20 protein-coding genes are annotated in these 21,883 nt (G+C 46.2%); 17 read left to right on the top strand and 3 right to left on the bottom strand.

From position 1 onward, the window contains the following. Positions 1 to 13 precede the first annotated feature (13 nt). From C4K46_RS05775 to C4K46_RS05715, 13 genes are all read left to right on the top strand, one after another. Positions 14 to 553, top strand: a complete 540-nt coding sequence (locus C4K46_RS05775) for a GNAT family N-acetyltransferase (protein ID WP_209627944.1) — start codon at positions 14 to 16, stop codon at positions 551 to 553. 74 nt (positions 554 to 627) lie between these two features. Beyond that, positions 628 to 1,254, top strand: a complete 627-nt coding sequence (gene gmk, locus C4K46_RS05770) for a guanylate kinase (RefSeq protein ID WP_209627943.1) — start codon at positions 628 to 630, stop codon at positions 1,252 to 1,254. Between the two features lie 25 nt (positions 1,255 to 1,279). Beyond that, on the top strand, positions 1,280 to 1,594 hold the full coding sequence (gene rpoZ, locus C4K46_RS05765) for a DNA-directed RNA polymerase subunit omega (RefSeq protein ID WP_209627942.1): 315 nt from the start codon (positions 1,280 to 1,282) through the stop codon (positions 1,592 to 1,594). 113 nt (positions 1,595 to 1,707) lie between these two features. Continuing rightward, positions 1,708 to 4,107, top strand: a complete 2,400-nt coding sequence (locus tag C4K46_RS05760) for a primosomal protein N' (RefSeq protein WP_209627941.1) — start codon at positions 1,708 to 1,710, stop codon at positions 4,105 to 4,107. A gap of 171 nt (positions 4,108 to 4,278) precedes the next feature. Then, positions 4,279 to 5,214 (top strand): methionyl-tRNA formyltransferase, encoded by a 936-nt coding sequence (gene fmt, locus C4K46_RS05755; protein ID WP_209627940.1) that lies wholly within the window; start codon positions 4,279 to 4,281, stop codon positions 5,212 to 5,214. After that, a complete protein-coding gene (gene rsmB, locus C4K46_RS05750) occupies positions 5,204 to 6,517 on the top strand; it encodes a 16S rRNA (cytosine(967)-C(5))-methyltransferase RsmB (protein ID WP_209627939.1) in 1,314 nt (437 codons plus the stop codon). Before fmt ends, rsmB begins: the two co-directional genes overlap by 11 nt. Positions 6,518 to 6,537: 20 nt before the next feature. Next, positions 6,538 to 7,278, top strand: coding sequence for a Stp1/IreP family PP2C-type Ser/Thr phosphatase (locus tag C4K46_RS05745; protein ID WP_209627938.1), 741 nt, complete (start codon positions 6,538 to 6,540; stop codon positions 7,276 to 7,278). Further along, positions 7,275 to 9,128, top strand: coding sequence for a Stk1 family PASTA domain-containing Ser/Thr kinase (pknB, locus tag C4K46_RS05740; RefSeq protein ID WP_209627937.1), 1,854 nt, complete (start codon positions 7,275 to 7,277; stop codon positions 9,126 to 9,128). Before C4K46_RS05745 ends, pknB begins: the two co-directional genes overlap by 4 nt. Positions 9,129 to 9,239: 111 nt before the next feature. After that, positions 9,240 to 9,938, top strand: a complete 699-nt coding sequence (gene liaF, locus C4K46_RS05735; protein ID WP_209627936.1) for a cell wall-active antibiotics response protein LiaF — start codon at positions 9,240 to 9,242, stop codon at positions 9,936 to 9,938. Beyond that, a complete protein-coding gene (locus C4K46_RS05730; protein WP_209627935.1) occupies positions 9,935 to 10,942 on the top strand; it encodes an envelope stress sensor histidine kinase LiaS in 1,008 nt (335 codons plus the stop codon). The genes liaF and C4K46_RS05730 overlap by 4 nt, the downstream gene beginning before the upstream one ends. Positions 10,943 to 10,991: 49 nt before the next feature. Then, the gene (locus C4K46_RS05725; RefSeq protein WP_209627934.1) at positions 10,992 to 11,624 is read left to right on the top strand and encodes a response regulator transcription factor; all 633 of its coding nucleotides are present in this window, start codon (positions 10,992 to 10,994) and stop codon (positions 11,622 to 11,624) included. Between the two features lie 41 nt (positions 11,625 to 11,665). Continuing rightward, complete coding sequence (locus C4K46_RS05720) at positions 11,666 to 13,072, top strand: bifunctional Cof-type HAD-IIB family hydrolase/peptidylprolyl isomerase (RefSeq protein WP_338059781.1); 1,407 nt, start codon at positions 11,666 to 11,668, stop codon at positions 13,070 to 13,072. Next, positions 13,069 to 13,437, top strand: a complete 369-nt coding sequence (locus C4K46_RS05715) for a S1 RNA-binding domain-containing protein (protein ID WP_209627932.1) — start codon at positions 13,069 to 13,071, stop codon at positions 13,435 to 13,437. Before C4K46_RS05720 ends, C4K46_RS05715 begins: the two co-directional genes overlap by 4 nt. 143 nt (positions 13,438 to 13,580) lie before the next feature. Here the strand turns inward: C4K46_RS05715 and hpf are convergent, their stop codons facing one another. The 3 genes from hpf to C4K46_RS05700 all read right to left on the bottom strand — a co-directional run bounded on the left by hpf (position 13,581) and on the right by C4K46_RS05700 (position 16,169). After that, positions 13,581 to 14,123, bottom strand: coding sequence for a ribosome hibernation-promoting factor, HPF/YfiA family (gene hpf / locus C4K46_RS05710; protein ID WP_209627931.1), 543 nt, complete (start codon positions 14,121 to 14,123; stop codon positions 13,581 to 13,583). An 85-nt stretch (positions 14,124 to 14,208) separates the two neighbouring features. Then, positions 14,209 to 14,874, bottom strand: a complete 666-nt coding sequence (locus C4K46_RS05705) for a ComF family protein (protein WP_209627930.1) — start codon at positions 14,872 to 14,874, stop codon at positions 14,209 to 14,211. Then, positions 14,871 to 16,169: an ATP-dependent helicase ComFA gene (locus C4K46_RS05700; RefSeq protein ID WP_209627929.1), complete on the bottom strand. Its 1,299-nt coding sequence runs from the start codon at positions 16,167 to 16,169 to the stop codon at positions 14,871 to 14,873. Before C4K46_RS05700 ends, C4K46_RS05705 begins: the two co-directional genes overlap by 4 nt. Before the next feature lie 65 nt (positions 16,170 to 16,234). On the opposite strand from C4K46_RS05700, the gene C4K46_RS05695 reads away from it, so the two are divergent. The 4 genes from C4K46_RS05695 (at position 16,235) to zapJ (ending at position 21,764) form a co-directional block, all read left to right on the top strand. Next, positions 16,235 to 16,864: a YigZ family protein gene (locus C4K46_RS05695; RefSeq protein ID WP_209627928.1), complete on the top strand. Its 630-nt coding sequence runs from the start codon at positions 16,235 to 16,237 to the stop codon at positions 16,862 to 16,864. 92 nt (positions 16,865 to 16,956) lie between these two features. Next, positions 16,957 to 17,886, top strand: a complete 930-nt coding sequence (cysK, locus tag C4K46_RS05690) for a cysteine synthase A (RefSeq protein ID WP_209627927.1) — start codon at positions 16,957 to 16,959, stop codon at positions 17,884 to 17,886. Positions 17,887 to 17,990: 104 nt separating this feature from the next. Continuing rightward, positions 17,991 to 21,104, top strand: a complete 3,114-nt coding sequence (locus C4K46_RS05685) for a pilus expression-regulating Snf2 family helicase (protein WP_209627926.1) — start codon at positions 17,991 to 17,993, stop codon at positions 21,102 to 21,104. A gap of 39 nt (positions 21,105 to 21,143) precedes the next feature. Next, positions 21,144 to 21,764 carry a divisome accessory protein ZapJ gene (gene zapJ / locus C4K46_RS05680; protein WP_209627925.1) on the top strand — a complete coding sequence of 207 codons (621 nt, stop codon included), beginning with the start codon at positions 21,144 to 21,146 and terminating at the stop codon, positions 21,762 to 21,764. The last annotated feature ends 119 nt before the right edge of the window (positions 21,765 to 21,883 follow it).

Raw genomic sequence — 21,883 nt, 5'->3', positions numbered from 1 at the left:
GAAAGAGGAGAAAATGGTTGAAATCAAGCTAGTTCCTGTCACATCAGCTGAGGAAGAAAAATTTATCAAGGAGATCCAAGAGGCCTTTCAAACGAGCTTTGAACAAGAGTTTGGTCCGTCAGAAGGGAAGATTTTGCCGGAGGCAGATATTCGTCAATCTTTTGAAAGTGCTGGTTCAGAAGCCTTTTTTGCTGTGGAAAACGGTCAAAAAGTAGGCGGGCTTGTTCTTGTCATTGATGAAAAGACGGGGTGCAATCACTTGGACTTCTTGTATGTCAAGGTCGGCTGTCAAAGCAAGGGGCTAGGACAGGCTATCTGGCAGGCTGTGGAGCATCTCCACCCAGAAACCAAGGTCTGGGAAACCCATACGCCTTATTATGAAAAAAGGAACATCCATTTTTATGTCAATCGTTGCGGTTTTCAAATTGTGGAATTCTTTAATTCTAGCCACCTTGACCCACATGCGCCAGCTGGTCAGCTTGGAGCACTACCTGTTGAAATCGGTAAGGATTTCTTTCGTTTTGAAAAGCTTATGAAGCCTAGCGAAAAATAAGTAAATTCATTTACAGTAGTTGAAATATCGCTCCTTTTTTGTTACACTAGATAAAAGACTGTGAAGGAGATAAAATGGCGGAACGAGGCTTACTAATCGTTTTTTCTGGCCCCTCTGGTGTCGGTAAGGGGACCGTTCGACGGGAAATTTTTGAGAGTAGCGATAATCAATTTCAATACTCTGTATCGATGACTACCCGGCCTAAAAGACCAGGAGAGGTTGACGGAGTGGACTATTTCTTTCGGAGTCGGGAGGAATTTGAGGACTTGATCCGCCAGGGACAGATGCTAGAGTATGCCGAGTATGTCGGCAACTACTACGGAACTCCCTTGACCTATGTCAACGAGACCTTAGATAAGGGGATTGATGTCTTTTTGGAAATCGAAGTTCAAGGAGCCCTCCAGGTCAAGAAAAAGGTGCCAGACGCTGTCTTTATTTTTTTGACTCCGCCAGACTTGGAAGAATTACAGGAACGCTTAGTTGGTCGCGGTACCGATAGTGCCGAGGTTATTGCCCAAAGGATTGAAAAGGCCAAGGAAGAGATTGCTCTGATGCGGGAATATGACTATGCTATTGTCAATGATCAGGTCGCTCTTGCTGCCGAGCGGGTCAAAAGAGTGATTGAGGCCGAACATTTCCGAGTGGAGCGAGTAATCGGCCACTATCAGGACATGTTGGCTCAGCCAGTCTCCACTAGATAAGAAATTAGAAATTAGGTAAAAGAAAATGATGTTAAAACCCTCTATTGATACCTTGTTGGACAAGGTCCCATCAAAGTATTCTTTGGTTATTTTAGAAGCCAAGCGTGCTCATGAACTAGAAGCAGGAGCAGCTGCGACCCAGGAATTTAAGTCTGTCAAGTCTACTCTACGTGCCTTAGAGGAGATTGAGTCTGGCAATGTTGTGATTCATCCGGATCCAGCAGGTAAGCGTGAGGCTGTTCGCAGACGTGCCGAAGAAGAACGCCTCCGCAAGGAAGAAGAAGAGCGCAAGATTAAGGCGCAAATTGCTAGAGAAAAAGAAGAAGGTGAAAAAATTTAAGGTTGAGGCATCTCAATCTTATTTTTTCGCTTCTTCCCTTTTATCAAGTGGTTAAAAATCAAGTTTTCTATGTGTAGATTTGGTTTTGAGAATAGAGAAGAAAGGAGAGAAAGATGCAAGTAGCTCAGGTCATTGTAGATGTCCCCTTGATGCAGACAGACAAGCCTTATAGCTATCTGGTACCCAGCCAGTTTGAGGGCCTTTTGGAAGTAGGGATGCGGGTCCATGTGCCCTTTGGCCAGGGCAACCGTTTGATTCAGGGTCTTGTTTTGGGCCTCTTTAATCAGGATTCACAACATGTAGCAGAAACTGAGGAGCTAAAGGAAATTGTGGAAGTCCTGGATGTGAGTCCGGTCCTCAATCAAGAGCAAATCTGGTTGGCTGACCAACTGCGTAAGACGGTTTTTTCTTATAAAATCACGATTTTAAAGGCCATGTTACCTGGCTTTCTCAACTCCAGCTATGATAAGATTCTCTATCCGACAGACCTGCTAACTGCTGAAGAGGAAGCCCAGCTTTTTGCGGGCAGGCAGAAAATGCACTTCTCGGACCTAGACAAGGACCGCCAGGCCCAGATTATGCGTCTGGCTCAAAAGGGAAAAATCAGGCTAGAATATCAGGCCTTGGACAAAAAGAAGATTAAGACTGAAAAGTGGTATCGACCGGATTTGGCGGTCTTGGCTCAGTTGGAGCTGCCCAAGGCAGCTAAGAAGAAACAGGCTTTAAAGGACTATCTTCTGGCCCAGCCGCAAGAGCTTCTGGCTAGTGACCTTGGTCAGGAATTTTCCAGACCTATCATCAATTACTTTATTGAGCAAGGGGCCTTGCTAGTGGAAGAGCGGGAGGTCAATCGGGCAGCAGCTTACTTTGAAAAGAATTATCAGAGTAAGCGACTAGAGCTCAATGAGGAGCAGGCCTTTGTCGTCCAGCAGCTGGTGCAAAAAATCGGCCAGCCTAGCAAGCCCTTGCTTTTAGAAGGGGTGACAGGAAGCGGAAAGACCGAGGTCTATCTCCAGCTTATCGAGGAGGTCTTAAAGAGGGGAAAGACGGCCATTATGTTGGTGCCAGAGATTTCTCTGACTCCCCAGGTGACAGAACGTTTTATCGGTCGTTTTGGCAAGCAAGTGGCCCTCCTTCATTCGGGGCTGTCTGACGGGGAGAAATACGATGAGTGGCGCAAGGTTGAGCGAGGCCAAGCCCAGATTGTGGTCGGGGCCCGTTCGGCTATCTTTGCTCCCCTTAAAAATATCGGAGCCATCATCATTGATGAGGAGCATGAAGCCTCCTATAAGCAGGACAGCAATCCCCGTTACCATGCGCGGGAAGTGGCTCTTTTGCGGGCCCAGTACAATCAAGCCATCTTACTTCTAGGGTCAGCAACTCCCAGTCTGGAGAGTCGAGCCAGGGCTAGTCGGGCTGTTTACGATTTTTTACAGCTCAAAAAGCGCGCCAATCCCTTGGCCCAGATTCCCCAGGTGGAGGTCTTGGACTTTCGAGACTATCTGGGGCAGAATGAGACCAGCAACTTTACCCCGGCCTTACTGGAGGCGATTGAGGCCACCTTGGCTAGGGGAGAACAGGTTGTTTTGATGCTCAACCGCAGGGGCTATTCTAGCTTTGTCATGTGTCGGGAGTGTGGGACAGTGGACACCTGTCCAAACTGTGATATTTCCTTGACCCTGCACATGGATAGTAAGACCATGAACTGCCACTATTGTGGTTTTAGTAAGGGCATTCCTAGAGTCTGTCCCAACTGTTCCAGTACCAGTATTCGCTATTACGGAACAGGGACCCAGAAGGCCTATGATGAGCTGAGCCAGCTCTTTCCACAAGCCAAAATTCTTAGAATGGATGTGGACACAACCCGCAAGAAGGGTAGTCACGAAAAGCTCCTATCTAGTTTCGGTCGTGGAGAAGCCCATATTCTCCTGGGAACCCAGATGATTGCTAAGGGTTTGGACTTTCCTAATGTGACCCTGGTCGGCGTACTCAATGCCGATATAGCTCTTAATCTGCCAGACTTCCGCTCGTCTGAGCGGACCTTCCAGCTCCTGACCCAGGTGGCCGGTCGGGCTGGTCGAGCGGAAAAAGCTGGTCGTGTTTTGATTCAGACCTATAACCCCAACCACTATGCCATTCGATTTGCTAAGGACCAGGACTATGAGAGTTTTTATGCCTATGAAATGGCTATTAGAAAGCAGCTCTCCTATCCGCCTTATTACTTTACGGTCGGCTTGACCCTGTCCCACCAAGAGGAGGATTTTGTCCTTAAAAAGGCCTATGAGGTTATGGACATTTTAAGGGCCAATCTATCCGAGCAAATTCAAATTTTAGGGCCGACTCCCAAGCCTATTGCCCGCACGCATAATCTCTACCATTATCAAATTTTACTCAAGTACCGCCAGGAAGCAGGCCTCGAGCTGGCTCTTAATGGGGTCTTGGAATGGACCCAGGCCAGGGAAAATAAGGACCTGCGCTTGAGTATTGATAATGAGCCTCAAAGTTTTATTTAGGAGGAAAGAGAATGCTTGGCTTGCTGTTGGAAAGGAGGCTGTTGACTTGCAGTAGCAGTTGGGGCTATTTATCCTAAGCTAGGAGGGAAGAATATCCAGCCCTAACAGTCAATCAGCCTTAGTAAAAGCTGAAAATTGTGATAAAATAAGAAAAAAGAGATTGAGGACAAGATGATTAAACTAATTTTTATGGGAACGCCTGATTTTTCAGCAAGGGTTCTTGAGGGCTTATTGACTAGTCAGGATTATCAAATCCTAGCGGTCGTTACCCAGCCAGACCGGGCCGTTGGCCGAAAAAAGGAAATCAAGATGACCCCGGTCAAGGAGCTGGCCTTGGCTCATAACTTACCTGTCTATCAGCCAGAAAAACTGTCTCAGAGTCCAGAATTATCAGAATTGATGCAGCTAGGGGCTCAAGGAATTGTGACAGCTGCTTTCGGCCAATTTTTGCCCAGCACTTTACTAGCAAGTGTGGACTTTGCGGTCAATGTCCACGCCTCGCTCTTACCCAAATATCGTGGGGGTGCTCCCATTCATTATGCCCTAATCAATGGGGATGAAAAGGCCGGCGTAACCATTATGGAAATGGTCCAGGAAATGGACGCCGGTCACATGATTGCCAGTCGCTCGACGGCTATTAGCGACCAGGATAATGTAGGGACCTTATTTGACAGATTGGCCCTCTTGGGGCGTGATTTGCTGCTGGAGGTTCTGCCAGCCTATGTAGCTGGAGAGATTGAGGCCCAACCGCAGGATCCAAATCTAGTGACCTTCTCCCCCAATATTTCTCCAGCAGAAGAAAGAATTGATTGGACCAAGACCAATCGCCAGGTCTTTAATCAGATTCGGGGCATGTATCCTTGGCCTGTCGCCCATACCTATCTAAAGGGGCAACGTTTCAAGATTCATAAGGCCAGCCTAGCTGAAGGAGAGGGCCAACCTGGTCAAATTCTTGCCCTGACTAAGAAGTCTTTATTGGTGGCAGCCGGTCAGGGTGCTTTAGCCCTAGAGCTAGTACAGGCAGCTGGCAAGCCCAAGATGACCATTGCTGACTTTTTAAATGGTTCTGGCCGAGATTTAGCAGTAGGAGATTTCTTTGATAAATAAAAAGCAAACAGCCCGCTCTGTCGCCCTAGAGAGCCTTCTGGAAATTTTTAAGGAGGGGGCCTATTCCAACCTAGCCCTCAATAAACATCTATCTGCCAGTAGTTTGAGCCCAGCAGACAAGAAACTAGCGACCGAATTGGTTTACGGTACAGTGGCCCGAAAGATTAGCCTGGAGTGGTATTTGGCCCAGGTCATTGCCGACCGAGAAAAGGTGGACGACTGGGTCTATATCCTTCTGATGATGAGTCTCTATCAGATTCTCTACCTGGACAAGGTGCCCCACCATGCCCTGGTCCATGAGGCGGTTGATTTGGCCAAGGTCAAAAAGCAGGCAGCAGCTCCTTTTGTCAATGCTCTCTTGCGGCGCTTGACCAAAGAAGAGCTGCGCGACCCAGCTAGTATCAAGCGCAAAAACAAGCGCTATTCCATCCAATATTCCCTGCCTGTCTGGCTGGTCAAGGCCTTGATTGAGGAATATGGGGAGGAACGGAGTCTGAAAATTTTTGCCAGTCTCTTTGAGCGCAATAAGGCTAGTTTGAGGGTGGTTGACTTGAGCCGCAAGGAGCAAATTAAAGAGGACTTAGGGGCCCAAGATTCTCTTCTGGCTCCTTCAGCCCTCATCAAAGAACAGGGGTATTTGGCTGGTCATGATTGGTTTGAGCAGGGCCTGATTACCATTCAGGATGAGTCCAGCCAGCTGGTTGCTCCGACTCTAGCCCTAAAGGGAGATGAGCAGGTCTTAGATGCCTGTAGTGCCCCTGGAGGCAAGACCCTCCATTTGGCCCAGTATTTGACCAGTGGCCAGGTCACAGCCCTGGACCTCTATGACCATAAGCTTGACTTGATTGAGGACAATGCCCAGCGCCTGGGCTTGGCAGACAAGGTCAAAACCCAGAAGCTAGATGCTCGCAAGGTTTATCAGGAGTTTGGCCCAGATGCCTTTGACAAGATTTTGGTCGATGCCCCTTGCTCAGGTATTGGTCTCATTCGGCGAAAACCAGACGTCAAATACCGCAAGGAGGCCAGTGATTTTTTGGCCCTGCAAAAAATTCAGCTGGATATACTAGATAGTGTTTGTCAAAGTCTGCGAAAAGGTGGTATAATAACTTATAGTACCTGTACCATTCTTTCGCAAGAAAATTTTGAGGTGGTCCAAAAATTCCTGGCAGACCATCCAAATTTTGAGCAGGTGAAACTAGAACATGAAAGAAAAGATATTCTAAGGGACGGATGTCTCTTGATTACACCAGAGTTATATGGGAGTGATGGCTTCTTTATCAGCCAGTTTAAAAGGATATCTTAATAGAGGAGGAAACTGACAGGATGGAAATTTCACTATTAACAGACGTTGGTCAGAAGCGTACAAATAACCAAGACTACGCCAATCAATTTGTCAATCGTTCAGGCAAGACCTTACTGGTCTTGGCTGATGGAATGGGGGGCCACCGAGCAGGTAATATTGCCAGCGAAATGGCTGTTACCGACCTTGGAGCTGCCTGGGTGGATACGCAGATTGATACGATCAACGGTGTACGTGAATGGTTTGCCCAACATCTAGAAGCTGAAAATCGCAAGATTCATGAAATCGGTCAGGGAGATGAATACAAGGGAATGGGGACAACCCTAGAAGCCCTAGTCTTAATCGACCAGCAAGCAATCTATGCCCATATTGGGGATTCTCGTATCGGCTTGATTCGTGGGGACCGCTATACCCAGTTGACTAGCGACCATTCCTTGGTCAATGAGCTACTCAAGGCTGGCCAGATTACCGTTGAGGAGGCGGAACGTCACCCTCAAAGGAATATCATCACCCAATCAATCGGACAAAAAGATGAAATTCAGCCAGACTTTGGTATTGTCAGCCTGGAAGCCGGAGACTATCTGCTTCTAAATAGTGACGGCCTATCAAATATGATTAGTAATAGTGAAATCTATGATATCGTGACTAGTGACCTTAGCCTAGCAGAAAAGACTCAAACCTTGATTCGCTTTGCCAACAATGCGGGTGGTTTGGATAATATCACAGTTGCTCTTGTTCGGGTTGACAAGGAGGAAGAGGCATGATACAAGTCGGCAAGATTTTTGCCGGACGCTATAAAATCATCGAGCAGATTGGCCGCGGTGGAATGGCCGATGTTTATCTGGCTCGTGATTTGATTTTGGATGGTGAAGAAGTCGCGGTTAAGGTCTTAAGGACCAACTACCAGACGGATCCGATTGCGGTTGCCCGTTTTCAACGAGAAGCTCGGGCTATGTCAGAATTGGACCATCCTCATATCGTTCGGATTACAGATATTGGTGAGGAAGATGGCCAGCAGTATCTAGCTATGGAATACGTAGCAGGGCTGGACTTGAAACGTTACATCAAGGACAATGCCCCCCTATCAAATGAAGAGGCTGTGCGGATTATGGGTCAGATTCTCCTGGCCATGCGCCTAGCCCATACTAGGGGAATTGTCCACCGGGATTTGAAACCTCAAAATGTCCTCTTGACACCAGACGGCTCAGCTAAGGTGACCGACTTTGGAATCGCAGTAGCCTTTGCTGAAACCAGTCTGACCCAGACTAACTCTATGCTGGGGAGTGTCCATTACCTATCACCAGAGCAGGCTCGTGGTTCAAAAGCCACAGTGCAAAGTGATATCTATGCCATGGGGATTATCTTTTATGAAATGCTGACTGGTCATATCCCTTATGACGGGGATAGTGCGGTTACCATCGCCCTTCAGCATTTCCAAAAGCCCCTGCCTTCTATTATCGAGGAAAATGCTCAAGTTCCTCAAGCTTTGGAAAATGTCGTTATTAAGGCCACAGCTAAAAAGCTGACAGATCGCTACCAGAGTGTGTCAGACATGTATGTTGATTTGGCCAGCAGTTTATCTGAGGACCGACGCAATGAGCAAAAGTTAGTCTTTGACGATGTGGCCAAGGCTGATACAAAGAGCCTACCCAAGGTTAGCCCGGTAACATCTAGCAATAGCCTAGTTAAGCCTAAGGCCAACAATGACAATCCCAAGCAGGTCTCCCAGACCTATAAGACCTCAACTCCAGCTCCTAAACCCAAGAAGAAACGCCGGCTGCGGATGCGCTATAAGATTTTGCTTGCAGCAGTCCTCTTGGTTTTGGCAGCCCTGGTAGCCCTTATCTGGCTCAGTCCCTCTAGTACCAAGGTTCCTGATGTTGCAGGTAAGACTCTGGCAGAGGCCCGCTCGGCCATTGAAGCGGCCAACCTCAAGGTCGGTGAGGAAAAGGAAGAATATAGTGACAAGGTCGCTTCGGGTTCGGTTGTACGGACCGACCCTAAGGCTGGTAGCCAGCGCAAGGAAAATAGCACAGTGAATCTGATTATCTCCAAGGGAGCCCAAAGCTTCACCATGGAGGACTATACTGGTAAGACTTCAAACGCTGCTGTAACCAGCCTCAAAGAAACCTATAAGGTCCCTGAGAGACTGATTAAGCTAGAAGAGGTCGAAACCAATGAATACGAGTCAGGTGTAGTCATCGATCAAAGTCCAGAAGCTGGTTCAAACTATGATTTGACCTCTGGCAATAAGATTACGCTCAAGGTTGCTAAGACCCTAACTTCGATTGAGATGCCAAACTTTGGCAGCCTGCAATATTCTTATGCAGAAGCTCGAAACTACCTCCTTTCTCTGGGAGTGCCATCTAGCAATATCGAGCGGGTGGTCGATCGTTCAGTGACCAGCAGTCAAGCAGATATGGTCACCTCCCAATCAATCCCAGCTGGAGAAACGGTCAATCTTAAGACAACCAAGATTACCCTTTATGTGTCAGAGGCAACTAGCCAAAGTTCTAGCTCTAGCTCAAGTTCCAGCTCTAGCTCGTCTTCGTCCAACACGAGCTCTAGCTCAAGTTCAGATACGACTAGTTCCAGCTCTAATCACAATGAATAAAGGTCTAAGATGAGTCAGTTATACTGGCTCATCTTTTTTCAGCTTTTCCTGCTCTAGGCTGAGGTTTTTTTCTAAGTTTTTGGTACAATAGAGTAGGAAGGAGGGACAAAGATGCGAAAAATCCAATTTTTTATTTTTATTGAAGCCATTCTTTTAAGCATGGCCTTGATGACTATCTTGGCAAACGATTTTTCTCGTGTTGTCCTTCTTTTAGTTCTCTTTTTATTATTGTTTTACTATTATCGAGGCCACCAAAGGGCCAATGTTTTATTGGTTTCAGCCTCAATCTTGCTCTTTTTTATCATCATGCTCAATCCCTATGTGATTGCGGCGGTGCTCTTTGCAGTGGTTTATGGCTTGATTGTGGTCTTTCCCTATATCTATCGGGAAAATGAGGATAGCCATCTGATTTTTGAAGAGGAAACTGTCATGAAAGAGGAGAGAAATCGTTGGTTGGGGGACCTCCATCACCTCTCTGCCCAGGATCATTGTCAGTTTGATGATATCAATCTCTTTCGCCTGGCCGGTCGAGATACCATTCATCTAGAAGAAGTTATTTTGACCAACCATGATAATGTGGTTCTTTTGCGCAAGGGCTTTGGGGATACCCGCATCATTGTTCCCGTTGATGTGGCTGTTTCTCTCCAGGCTAATAGTCTCTATGGCCAGCTCATCTTTCTAGAACAGCCAGCTCGGGATTTGCGTAATGAGACTATCTCGATTAAGACAGCCGATTTTCAAAAGGCCAGCAAGAGTGTCAAGATTGTCTTGAGCAATCTGGTTGGAAATATCGAGGTTGTCAGAAGATGAAGAAGGCTCATTACTTTTTACTATTCTTTTATACCTTTCTTATCCTGGGGATTCTGATTCACTACATCTTTGAGCTATTTGGCTTTCAGTGGCAGGCTATTTTGGGCAATTTGGAAAAGCTAGAAAAATTTGTCTTTTTCGTCTTTTTTCTAGGTCTCTCCTTGACTATTTTGATGCTACTAATCATCAAATTTGTCCAGCTGGTGACAGTTGCTGGTATCCAGAAAAATATCAAAAACATTCTGGCTGGTCGCAACCTCCAAGCCAGCAACCAACCAGAGATTGATCGCGGTCTAGAGCGCTTGGCGACTCGGCTAACTGTCATGACCGAAAATCTTCAAAAGTCCGAAAATCAGGTCCTGGAGCGGGAGGAAGAAATCATTGAAAAGGAAAGACGGCGGATTGCTCGCGACCTTCATGATACGGTCAGTCAGGAGCTTTTTGCAGCCAATCTAATCCTTTCAGGTTTGGCCGGTCAGGTAGATAGACTGGATGCTCAAAAGATTTCCCAGCAGCTGGCAGGAATCGAGGGAATTTTAAATACCGCTCAAAAAGATTTAAGAATTTTGCTGCTACATTTACGGCCGACAGAGTTGGAAGGGCGCAGCCTAGTAGCTGGTCTAGAGGTTATTTTGAAGGAATTGACCGACCGCAGTGAGATTGAAATCAATTTTCAGCATCAGGTGGGGCGCTTGCCCAAGCAGATAGAGGAGCATATCTTTCGGATTGCTCAAGAGATTATCAGCAATACCCTGCGCCATGCCCAGGCCAATCATCTAGATGTCTATCTCTATCAGGACCAGCATGAATTGCAGCTGAAAATGGCAGATGATGGTCTTGGTTTTGACTATCAAAAGAAGGATGACTTGAGCTATGGTCTGAAAAATATTGAAGAGCGGGTCTATGATATGGCTGGTAGTATCCAAATTTTGACGGCTCCCAAGCAAGGGGTAGCCATTGATATTCGAGTTCCCTTGCTGGAGGGGCTAGAGGCTAAGAGCTAGGCTTGATAAGGTAAAACCCTTTAAACAGAAGAAGGAGTTTCTAAGTTTGATGAAAATTTTATTAGTAGATGACCACCAAATGGTTCGTCTGGGCCTCAGGGGTTATCTGGATCTACAAGATGATATGGAAGTAATCGCTGAGAGTTCAAATGGCCGAGAAGGGGTGGAAAAGGCTCTGGCCCTGCGACCAGATGTGATTATGATGGATATTGTCATGCCAGAGATGGACGGAATCGAGGCGACCCTGGCTATTTTAAAGGAATGGCCTGAAGCCAATATTTTAATTTTGACCTCCTATCTGGATAATGATAAGATTTATCCCGTTTTAGAGGCTGGGGCCAAGGGCTATATGCTAAAGACCTCCAGTGCCGATGAGATTCTGCATGCTGTACGCAAGGTTGCCAAAGGAGAGTTGGCTATCGAGACCGAGGTCAATAAAAAGGTCCAATACCACCGCAATCACATGGAGCTCCATGAAGACTTGACAGCCAGAGAGCGGGACATCTTGGGCCTTTTGGCCAAGGGCTATGAAAATCAGCGCATCGCTGATGAACTATTTATCTCCCTCAAGACAGTCAAGACCCATGTTTCTAACATCCTTTCTAAACTGGAAGTCAATGACCGAACCCAGGCTGTCGTCTATGCCTTTCAGCACCATTTAGTTCCCCAGGAAGATTTTTAATGTGGTATAATAGGACATAAATGACAGAAAGAGGAAGAATTGTGGACGCAAAATTAAAGTATAGGGCCAAGAAGATTAAGATTGTCTTTTTTGATATCGACGATACCCTGCGCGTGAAAAATACTGGCTTTATGCCAGAGTCAGTCAAACAGGTTTTTAAGTCCTTAAAGGAAAAGGGAATTTTGACAGGAATTGCCACTGGTCGCGGTCTCTATGGAGTGGTACCAGAGATTCGAGAATTGCAACCGGACTATTTTGTCACCCTAAACGGTGCCTATGTTGAGGACAAAAAAGAAAGGATTATTCACCAGCATCATTTTTCCAAGGAGCTGGTGGAGGACTGCATAAGCTGGGCCAAGGAGCAGGGCTTGGACTATGGTTTTGCAGGCAGTCATCAGGCGGCCCTGGCCCAGCGTAGTCCAGCCATTAGCCAGGCTATTGATATTGTCTATCCTGGTTTACCACTCAATCCAGACTTTTATCAGGAGCAGGAGGTCTATCAGATGTGGACCTTTGAAAGTCCAGACCGCCAGGTCAATCACTTGCCAGAAAACTTGGCAGACCAGCTGCGACTTGTGCGTTGGCATCCGATTTCTTGTGACCTGGTTCCCCAGCTAGGCTCCAAGGCTGCTGGCGTAGCCAAGGTATTGGAGGAATTGGGTCTGAAACCAGAGAATTTGCTGGTTTTTGGAGATCAAGTCAATGATTTGGAATTATTTGACTATGCAGGAATCAGTATCGCTATGGAAGTATCCCATGAAGAAATTAAGCAAAAGGCTGATTATGTAACTAAAAAAGTAGAAGAAGACGGCATTTTTCATGCCCTGGAGGAATTAGGAATGGTAGAAAAAGAAGTGAATTTTCCACAAGTAAACTTAGCCGACCAGGAGGGACCTCGTGTCAAACTAAAAACCAATCTAGGAAGCTTGAACTTGAAACTCTTTCCCGAGCAAGCCCCTAAAACGGTCGCAAATTTCCTGGCCCTAGCCAAGGATGGCTACTATGACGGGGTTATTTTCCACCGTATTATCAAGGATTTTATGATTCAAGGAGGCGACCCAACTGGTACTGGTATGGGAGGGGAGTCCATCTATGGCCAAAAGTTTGAAGATGAATTCTCAGCTGAATTGTATAATATCCGGGGAGCCCTTTCCATGGCTAATGCGGGTCCCAATACCAATGGCAGTCAATTCTTTATTGTTCAAAATAGCCAGCTTCCTTACTCAGCCAAGGAATTAGAACGAGGAGGTTGGCCAGCGCCAATCGCCAAACTCTATGCTGAGCAAGGAGGAACTCCTCATCTGGACCGTAGGCATACAGTCTTTGGGCAACTGGCCGATGAGGCTTCTTATCAAGTCCTAGACAAGATTGCTGGTGTGGAGACAGGAGCAATGGATAAACCAGTAGAAGATGTAGTCATTGAAGGGATTGAGGTTATCGAAGAATGAAGATAGGCGACAAGTTACAGGGAAAGATCACCGGCCTGCAGCCCTATGGCGCCTTCGTTGAATTGGAGGGCGGCCTGACCGGGCTCATCCATATCTCGGAGATTAAGACAGGCTATATTGATAATATCTATCATACCTTATCCGTGGGCCAGTCTGTTCTCGTTCAGGTCTTGGACTTTGACGAATTTAGCCGTAAGGCTAGTCTTTCCATGCGGACCTTGGAGGAAGAAAAGCACCGCCTACCCAAGCGGCACCGTTTTTCAAGCGACCGTCGCAAGTATGGTTTTGCTCCCCTAGCTAGGAGCTTGCCAATCTGGACAGAGCAGGCTCTCAAATTTCTCAAGAAAGAAAAAAAGAGCTCTTAAAAACTAGTTCACTGACAACTTATCAAACAAAAAATCAGTTGCCCTTGGCCAACTGATTTTTATTTGTGAGCTTCTCCAGCTTTTTTAAGAGCCAAGAAGAAAACCACCAGCTTGGCCGGTGGTTGATTAGTTGCTTTGCTTTTTTATTTGACTTCGAGTAGGCCGATGTCCCCATCTTCACGGCGGTAGATAACATTGGTTGTGGCATCTTCAACATCGGTATAGATAAAGAAGTCATGTCCCAAGAGGTCCATTTGGAGCAGGGCTTCTTCTAAGTCCATCGGTTTTAAATCAATCTGTTTTGAACGAACAACTTTTGCAGGAACGTCTTCAGTTTCTTCGACAAGGGCGTCTGTAAAGAGTTGGCTAGTTGCTACTTTATTGCGATTCTTTCTCTCAATCTTTGTCTTGTTTTTACGAATCTGGCGCTCAATTTTATCTGTAACCAGATCGATTGAACCATACATGTCTTGAGAAATGTCTTCAGCACGCAAGGTGATGGAGCCAAGAGGAATGGTTACTTCAACTTTGGCTGTCTTTTCACGATAAACTTTCAAGTTTACGCGAGCGTCCAGCTCTTGTTGAGGTTGAAAATATTTTTCAATTTTCTCAAGTTTAGAAACTACGTAAGCACGGATTGCTTCTGTTACTTCAAGGTTTTCGCCACGGATACTATATTTAATCATATAAGTACCTTCTTTCTAAACATAAAATTTTCTTTTATTATACTATAATTATAACGCTTTCATTCCTTTTTTGCAAATTTTTTCCTCATCTTGCGAGTGAAAATGTCATTATTTCTTTCACTCCATTTTCATATAAAAGTTGCTTGGCTCCTTGTAAGGTGGCCCCTGTGGTGTAGATATCGTCAACCAAAAGAATTTTTGAGGAAAGCGGGGCCTTTTCCAGAAGAAAAAAATTCTGCTGGCTGGCCAAACGCTCCTCTCTAGTCTTGCTGGATTGGGCCGGACCTTCCTTTTTTCCCAGTAGGTTGTGGTAGTCTATCTGGGCTGCCTCTAGAAAAGCAGTGACTTGGTTGAAGCCCCGGACCTTCCAGCTTTCCTGACTTAAGGGAATGGGAACTAGTTGGTAGTCAGAAAATGGGCGGAGTCCTTCTTTGAAAATTGGAGCAAAAACCTGCCTCAAGAGGTAGTCACCTTGAAATTTATAGCGACTAAAATAATCTTTCATGGCCGGATTATAGCTAAAAATACTCTGATGCTGGACGGCTTGCCCCTTATCCTGCCAGATTTTACAATCCCTACAAACCTCCCTTTCTCCCTTTTTATAGCAAGTAGGACAGTGGGGGTCACCTATTCTTTCAAACTGACCCCAGCAGGAGGGACAGACCAGCTCTAGTCGGCTCTTTATCAGGAAAATCTGGCTGAAGCTGGGACGGCTAGAAAATATTTGGCCGCACAAAATACAATCCCTCATAAACCGGCCTCCTCATTCATGGCTTTGATCTCTCGAATGGCCTCTTCGATGGCCAGACTGCTGCCCTCGTGAAAGAAGATGAGCTGCCCACTAGGTCGCTCTTTGCTTCGACCTACCCGACCGGCAATTTGGATGAGGGCGCTGGCTGTAAATAGGTGGTGGTGGGCCTCCAGTACAAAGACATCTAGTCCTGGAAAGGTCACTCCCCGCTCCAAGATTGTCGTTGTCACTAAAATGGTCAAGTCTTTCTGACGGAAGTCTTGGACCAAGTCCAGGCGGTTTTCAGTTTTTGAGGAGACGAAGCCGATTTTTTCCTGACTTAGAAGTCGCTGTAAGATTTGAGCCAATCTTTTCCCCCGTTCAATTTCGGCCATAAAGATTAGAAGAGGAAAGCCGGTCTTTCTCTGCTTCTTAATATAGGAGAGGAGTTTACGGGGGACTTTTCCTCTTTTAAGCTGACTGGCTAGCTTGTTTAGCCAGACCTTGCTGGGTAGGGTAAGGGGATTGCCATGAAAGCGCCTAGGGAGGCTGAGTCGGCAGAGTTGTCCCCTTTCTACCTGCCGGTTAAGCTCAGGGGTAGAGGTAGCAGTTAGAAAGACCTTGCGACCCCCTTTTTTGCTAGCCTCTTGAACTGCCTGATAGAGCATGGCATTATCCAGATAGGGAAAGGCGTCCACCTCATCGATAATCAGGAGGTCAAAGGCCTGATAAAATTTTAAGAGTTGGTGGGTGGTCGCAATCACGAGGGGGCTGCGACTATAGGCTTCTGACTGACCGTGTAAGAGGGAAATGGGACAGTTGAAATCCTCTACTAAGCGGCGGTGCAGCTCTAAGCAGACATCAATTCTAGGACTGGCTAGGCAGACGGCCTGGCCTTTTCTGAGATAGCTGGCCAAGAGAGGATAAATCATCTCGGTCTTACCAGCCCCCGTAACAGCATGGACCAAGCAATCCCGGCCTGCTTGGACTTGGGCTAGGAGGGAATCAGCAACTCTTTGCTGCCAGTCGGTTAATTGCCCCTGCCAGATTAAGGCTTCTTTTTTTGGAAAGTCCCGCTGGGGAAAATAATAAAGGTCTTGGTCGCTCCGAATGCGACCTAAAAGGAGGCAGGTTCGGCAATAATAGGCCCCAATCGGTAAGCGATTCTCCTTTTTATCGATAGGACTGGCGCAACGGCCACAAAAGAGTCGTCCTTTTTCTGTCAGCAAGGCTGGTTTTTTATGAGCCTGGGCTTCTAGGTCCGAATTGAGCTGGCCTGCTATAAATAAACGACCCCAACAATCTTCTAATTTCATACTTGTTTATTCGTAAAAAAGCCAGAAAAGCAACTATTTTTTCAGAAATTTAGTAAAATAGAAGTATGGACTATAAAACAATCAAACAGGACGGCAGGGTCCAGGAAGAAATTAAGAGATCTCGCTTTATCTGTTCGGTTAAGCGGGTGACCAGTGAGCAGGAGGCTCGGGAGTTTATTGCTGCTATCAAAAAAGAACATTATCGGGCCACTCATAATTGCTCGGCCTTTATCGTCGGTGAAAAAGCCCAAATCAAAAGGAGCAGTGATGATGGAGAACCCAGTGGAACTGCGGGAGTCCCTATTTTGACGGTGCTGGAAAAGCAGGACTTGACCAATATCTGTGTGGTCGTTACGCGTTATTTTGGTGGCATTAAGCTGGGGGCTGGTGGTCTCATTCGAGCTTATGCGGGCTCGGCTTCTCTGGCCTTGAAAGAGCTGGGGCTGGTGCAAGTCAAAGAGCAGGTCGGTCTTTTGCTCTCACTTAGCTACAGTCAGTATCAGGAGCTAGCTAACTTCTTGAAGCAGGAAAATTTAGAGGAGCATGAGCCAGAGTTTACAGATAAGGTTACTTGTAGCCTCTTTGTGAATCCAGATCAAGAGGAGGCCTTAAAAGCTAATCTAATCGACTTTTTCCAAGGCAAGGTTGATTTTAGCAGCCAGGGAAGGCGTAGGGTAGAGCTGGACTTGCCATAAATAGAAACTATCTGAGCCATAGTTTTTTTATATTTTACAAAAGGTCCTAGGGGACTTATACTGTTATTATCAAGATTTTGAGGTAAGATACTATGACACAAGTTTATCAAAATATTAGTCAGTTAATTGGTCAAACCCCAATTGTAAAATTAAACCAGATTGTTCCTGAGGGGGCAGCAGATGTCTATGTGAAATTAGAAGCTTTTAACCCAGGTTCCTCTGTCAAGGACCGGATTGCCCTGAGTATGATTGAGGCGGCCGAAAGAGATGGCCTACTTAAAGCAGGAGACACCATCGTAGAGGCTACCAGTGGGAATACTGGGATTGGTCTGTCCTGGGTAGGAGCAGCCAAGGGCTATAAGGTAGTTATTGTCATGCCAGAAACCATGAGTGTAGAGCGTAGAAAGATTATCCAGGCCTACGGGGCTGAATTGGTCCTCACACCAGGTAGTGAAGGAATGAAGGGGGCCATTGCCAAGGCCCAGGAAATTGCCGCAGAGCGCCAGGGTTGGTTGCCCCTCCAATTCAACAATCCGGCTAATCCAGAAGTTCACGAAAGAACAACAGGAGCTGAAATTATTGCAGCCTTTGGTGAAGATGGATTAGACGCCTTTGTTGGAGGAGTTGGTACCGGTGGAACCATTTCTGGAGTTTCACATGCCCTTAAAAAGGTTCATCCAGAGGTTCAAATTTTTGCCGTGGAGGCAGATGAGTCAGCCATTCTTTCTGGTGACAAGCCTGGTCCTCATAAGATTCAGGGCTTATCTGCGGGCTTTATCCCAGAAACTCTGGATACCCAGGCCTATGATGGGATTGTTCGTGTCCGGTCCGATCAGGCTTTAGAGCTAGGTCGCGCCTTGGGAGGCAAGGAAGGTTTCTTGGTTGGGATTTCGTCTGCCGCAGCAATCTTTGCAGCCATTGAAGTAGCGAAAAAGCTGGGAGCAGGTAAGAAAGTCTTGGCCCTGGCACCTGATAATGGGGAGCGCTACCTTTCTACCGCCCTCTATGAATTTGATGCTTAAAAAGAACAGAAGCAGGAATTTGACCCCAGGTCAACTCCTGCTTTTTGCTTCTGCCTCCGCCTTAAAATTATGTTATAATAAAGAGATAATGTGAAGGTGGTATTATGGCAAAACTTATTCCTGGGAAAATTCGTGCGGCTGGCAGAGATCTTTATGAAGCTGGTAAGGTCGAGATTTTAGAGGTGAAAAAAGGTCTGATTTATAGTCGAATTGAGGAGCATCATCTCCGTTATAGCTTGGAAGATGAGGCTATCTTTTGTGCCTGTGACCTCTTTCATAAAAAGAAATATTGTAGCCACCTAGCAGCCCTAGAATATTACCTAAAGCAGGATAAAAAAGGTCAGGAGCTATGGGCTGACTTGCAGGCTGTTGAGGACAATCAGCAAGAAAGGCAAATCAGGGTTTCCTTTGGCAACCTCTTTTTAGACCAGATTCTTCCTGATAAGCCTGAGCAAGCTCTTTACTATCTCAGTGCCCAAGGAAGTGAGGACTCCTATACAGGCCAATTTTTATGGACCTTGAGAATCCGTCGTTGGCCAGATGAGCGTTCCTATGTTGTGCGAGATATCAGAGCCCTCCTTCAGGTTCTAACCAAGGGAGGCCGCTATCAGATTGGCAAGAGCTACTATGAAAGTCTGGACTTCCAAGCCTTTGATGAGGCCAGTCAGGCCTTGCTGACTTTTCTGCAAGCCTTGCTGTCTAACCGGATGGAGCAGGATTCAGCCTTTCTTTTTCCCAATTCTGGCCGCCATCTTTATTTTTCAACGGCCTTACTAGAAGAGGGCTTAGACCTCTTACAGGGTTTAGAAGCCTTTCATCTAGAATACAGTGTTTATCATTATCAGCAGGTCTTTTTCCAGGATTTGGTTCCAGAAGCAGAGCTCTATTATTTTGAGGTGACCGAGCAGGGAGGCTATTTTGAGCTAACTATCCATGAGAAAACATATAAACTCTTGGAGCAGGAAGACTTTATCTTTCACGGAGGCATCTTCTACCAACTCTCCTATCAGCAAAAACGGATACTTGGGGCCCTGCGTTCCCTTCCCTTGGAGCAGGATCGAAAAAAACGCCTGCAATTTGAAATTTCCGACCAGGATAAACTGGCCGCCAGCCTATTAGAGTTTAAAAAGTTAGGCCCCGTTCAAGCACCAAAGAGCTTGGAAATTCAGGATTTTCAAGTAGACTTTAGCTTTGGACTAGCCAGTAATGGAGACTTGTCGGTGGACCTTAGCTTTAGCTATCCTAATCAGAGCCTAGTTACTAGTCGAGCAGAGCTGGCCCAGCTTCCTTTTGCTAGTAATTTTGAAAAGGAGCAGTTGGTCTTTCAGACCCTGCTGGCTACTGGTTTTACAGCCGATTTTCATAGTCATCGGCCAGCCTTAAAGCGGTCAGAACTTTATTCCTTCTTTGAAGATAGCCTAAAGCGTTTTAGGGAGCTTGGACAGGTGGAGCTTTCTTCGGACCTTGAAGATCTCTATCAGCTGGCTAGACCAAGCATTGCCATTGAAAACAAGGGAGGTTTCTTGGAGATTGGCTTTGACTTTGCAGGAATTGAAGAGACCGAGGTCAATCAGGCCTTGACAGCCTTATTTGAGGCCCAGGATTACTATGTTAGTCAGGCCGGCCAACTCTTGGTTTTTGATGAGGATAGCAAAAAAATTAGTCAAACTCTTAAAAATTTAAGGGCCAGTCAAAAATCAGGCGGAATCTTAGAAAGTAGCCCCTTGCTGGCCTATCAATTATTGGATTTGTTTGAAGAGCAAGAGCAGGTTAGCTTTTCACAAAACTTCCGCCAGTTAGCCCAGGATTTGTCCCATCCAGCTAGCTTCCCCTTGCCTGACTTAGCCATTCAAGCTGAATTGCGGGACTATCAGGAAAGAGGGGTCCGCTGGTTGGCCATGCTGGACCACTATCACTTTGGTGGAATTTTAGCCGATGATATGGGACTGGGTAAGACCTTGCAGACCATTGCCTTTCTCTCTAGTCGCTTGACAGAGCAGAAAAAGGTCCTGATTTTGGCTCCTTCCAGTTTGATTTACAACTGGAGCGATGAGTTTACTAAGTTTGCTCCCCAGCTGGATTTGGCGGTTATCTATGGCCTTAAATCCAGACGAGACGAGCTAATTGCTGAGGAGCATCAAATCTATATTACTAGCTATAACTCCTTTCGGCAGGACCAGGAAGAGTATCGAAAACTAAGTTTTGACTACCTGATACTGGATGAAGCCCAGGTCATGAAGAATGATCAGACCAAGATTGCCCAGCATTTACGCTCTTTTGAGGTCAAGCATACTTTTGCCCTGTCTGGAACACCAATTGAAAATCATTTAGGAGAGCTTTGGTCTATCTTCCAAATCATTTTACCAGGTCTTCTGCCAGCTAAAAAGGAGTTTTTGAAAATGCCAGCCGAGCTAGTGGCTCGCTACATCAAGCCCTTTGTCCTGCGACGCAAAAAAGAGGAAGTCCTGCAGGAATTACCTGACTTGATTGAGATATCTTATAAGAATGAACTAGCCGATAGCCAAAAGGCCATCTATTTGGCCCAGCTTAAGCAGATGCAGGAGCGGGTAATGGGGGCCAGCGAGGAGGAATTAAATCGCAGCAAGATTGAAATTCTCTCTGGGCTGATGCGCTTGAGGCAGATTTGTGATACACCGGCCCTCTTTATGGAAGATTACCAAGGGGAGAGTGGCAAGCTCGAAAGCCTAATCGAACTTCTGGAGCAAATCAAGGCTGGCAAGCATCGGGTTCTGATTTTCTCTCAATTTCGGGGGATGTTAGATGTGATTGAGAGCGAGCTAGAGAAGCATCAACTAAGTTCCTTTAAAATTACTGGCTCAACACCAGCCAAGGAAAGGCAGGCAATGACCCAGGCCTTTAATGAAGGGGACAGAGAGGCCTTTCTTATCTCCCTCAAGGCTGGTGGTGTCGGTTTAAATCTGACCGGTGCCGATACCGTTATCCTGGTCGACCTTTGGTGGAATCCAGCCGTTGAAGCCCAGGCTATTGGTCGGGCCCATCGAATGGGCCAGGAAAGAAATGTGGAAGTCTACCGCCTGATTACCAGGGGGACTATTGAAGAAAAAATTCAGCAGTTGCAAGAGTCCAAGAAAAATTTGGTCTCAACCATATTAGACGGAAGCCAGTCTCGCTCTAGTCTAAGCCTGGCTGAAATCCGAGAAATTTTAGGAATTTCGCCGGAAGCCCTTGAAAATTGAGCTGAATAGGTTATAATGAATTGTTGAAAGGAAAAAAGTATGACTGAGAATAAATTTCCTCTGGTTTCTGATGGAGAAGCCATGTTAAGCGATATGCCTCAGATGAATCTTTATGATGAATTGGATTTGATTAGCAATATCAAAGGAGACTATCAGGATCGAAACTACTTAGAGTGGGAACCCATTGCTCAGCCTCACCTTCAGCAAGTAGAGGGCAAGCAAGCCCCTTCTTTAGCTAAGCGGGAGCAAAAGAGCTATTCTGAGTTGGCAAGAGAAGAAGCGAGGGCCGATTTGAAGAAAAAGCGGTCAGCTTCTTATCTGACCAGTGATGTGCCAATCAAGGCACATAGCCATAAGCTCAAGGCCCCCCTCAAACTCAAAGGAGCCAACAAGGAGAGTCAGCCGACAGCCTTCTTTCAAAAGGAGCAGGCGGGTGAATTTGCTAAATTTAGCAAGAAATTACGGCAAGAAGACTATATTCTGGCCGATTTGAAGCCGGACTATCGTCCTAAGGAAGAGGAGCAAGCCCAGGCCCCTAAAGTCAAAAAGAATAACTATGACTTCCTAAGGACCAGTCAAATTTACAATAAAAAAGAAATTCAGAGCCAAAGAGAAAGAAGCATCGCTCAGGAACTAAACCTGACTCGGCTTAGCGATTAAAACTCTGACAACTATTTGAAAAGAAACTATTAAGACTTATGCTTAAATAAATAAGATAAAAAGCAGGCCTAGGTATAGTAAAGCAAGGACTTTCAATAGAGCGCCTTGCTAGCTTTTCC

Origin of the sequence: Streptococcus oricebi, assembly GCF_017883985.1 — a bacterium.
Taxonomy (GTDB): domain Bacteria; phylum Bacillota; class Bacilli; order Lactobacillales; family Streptococcaceae; genus Streptococcus; species Streptococcus oricebi.
Note: the sequence above shows the minus strand (reverse complement) of the source record. Positions and strands in the feature narration are given on the sequence as shown.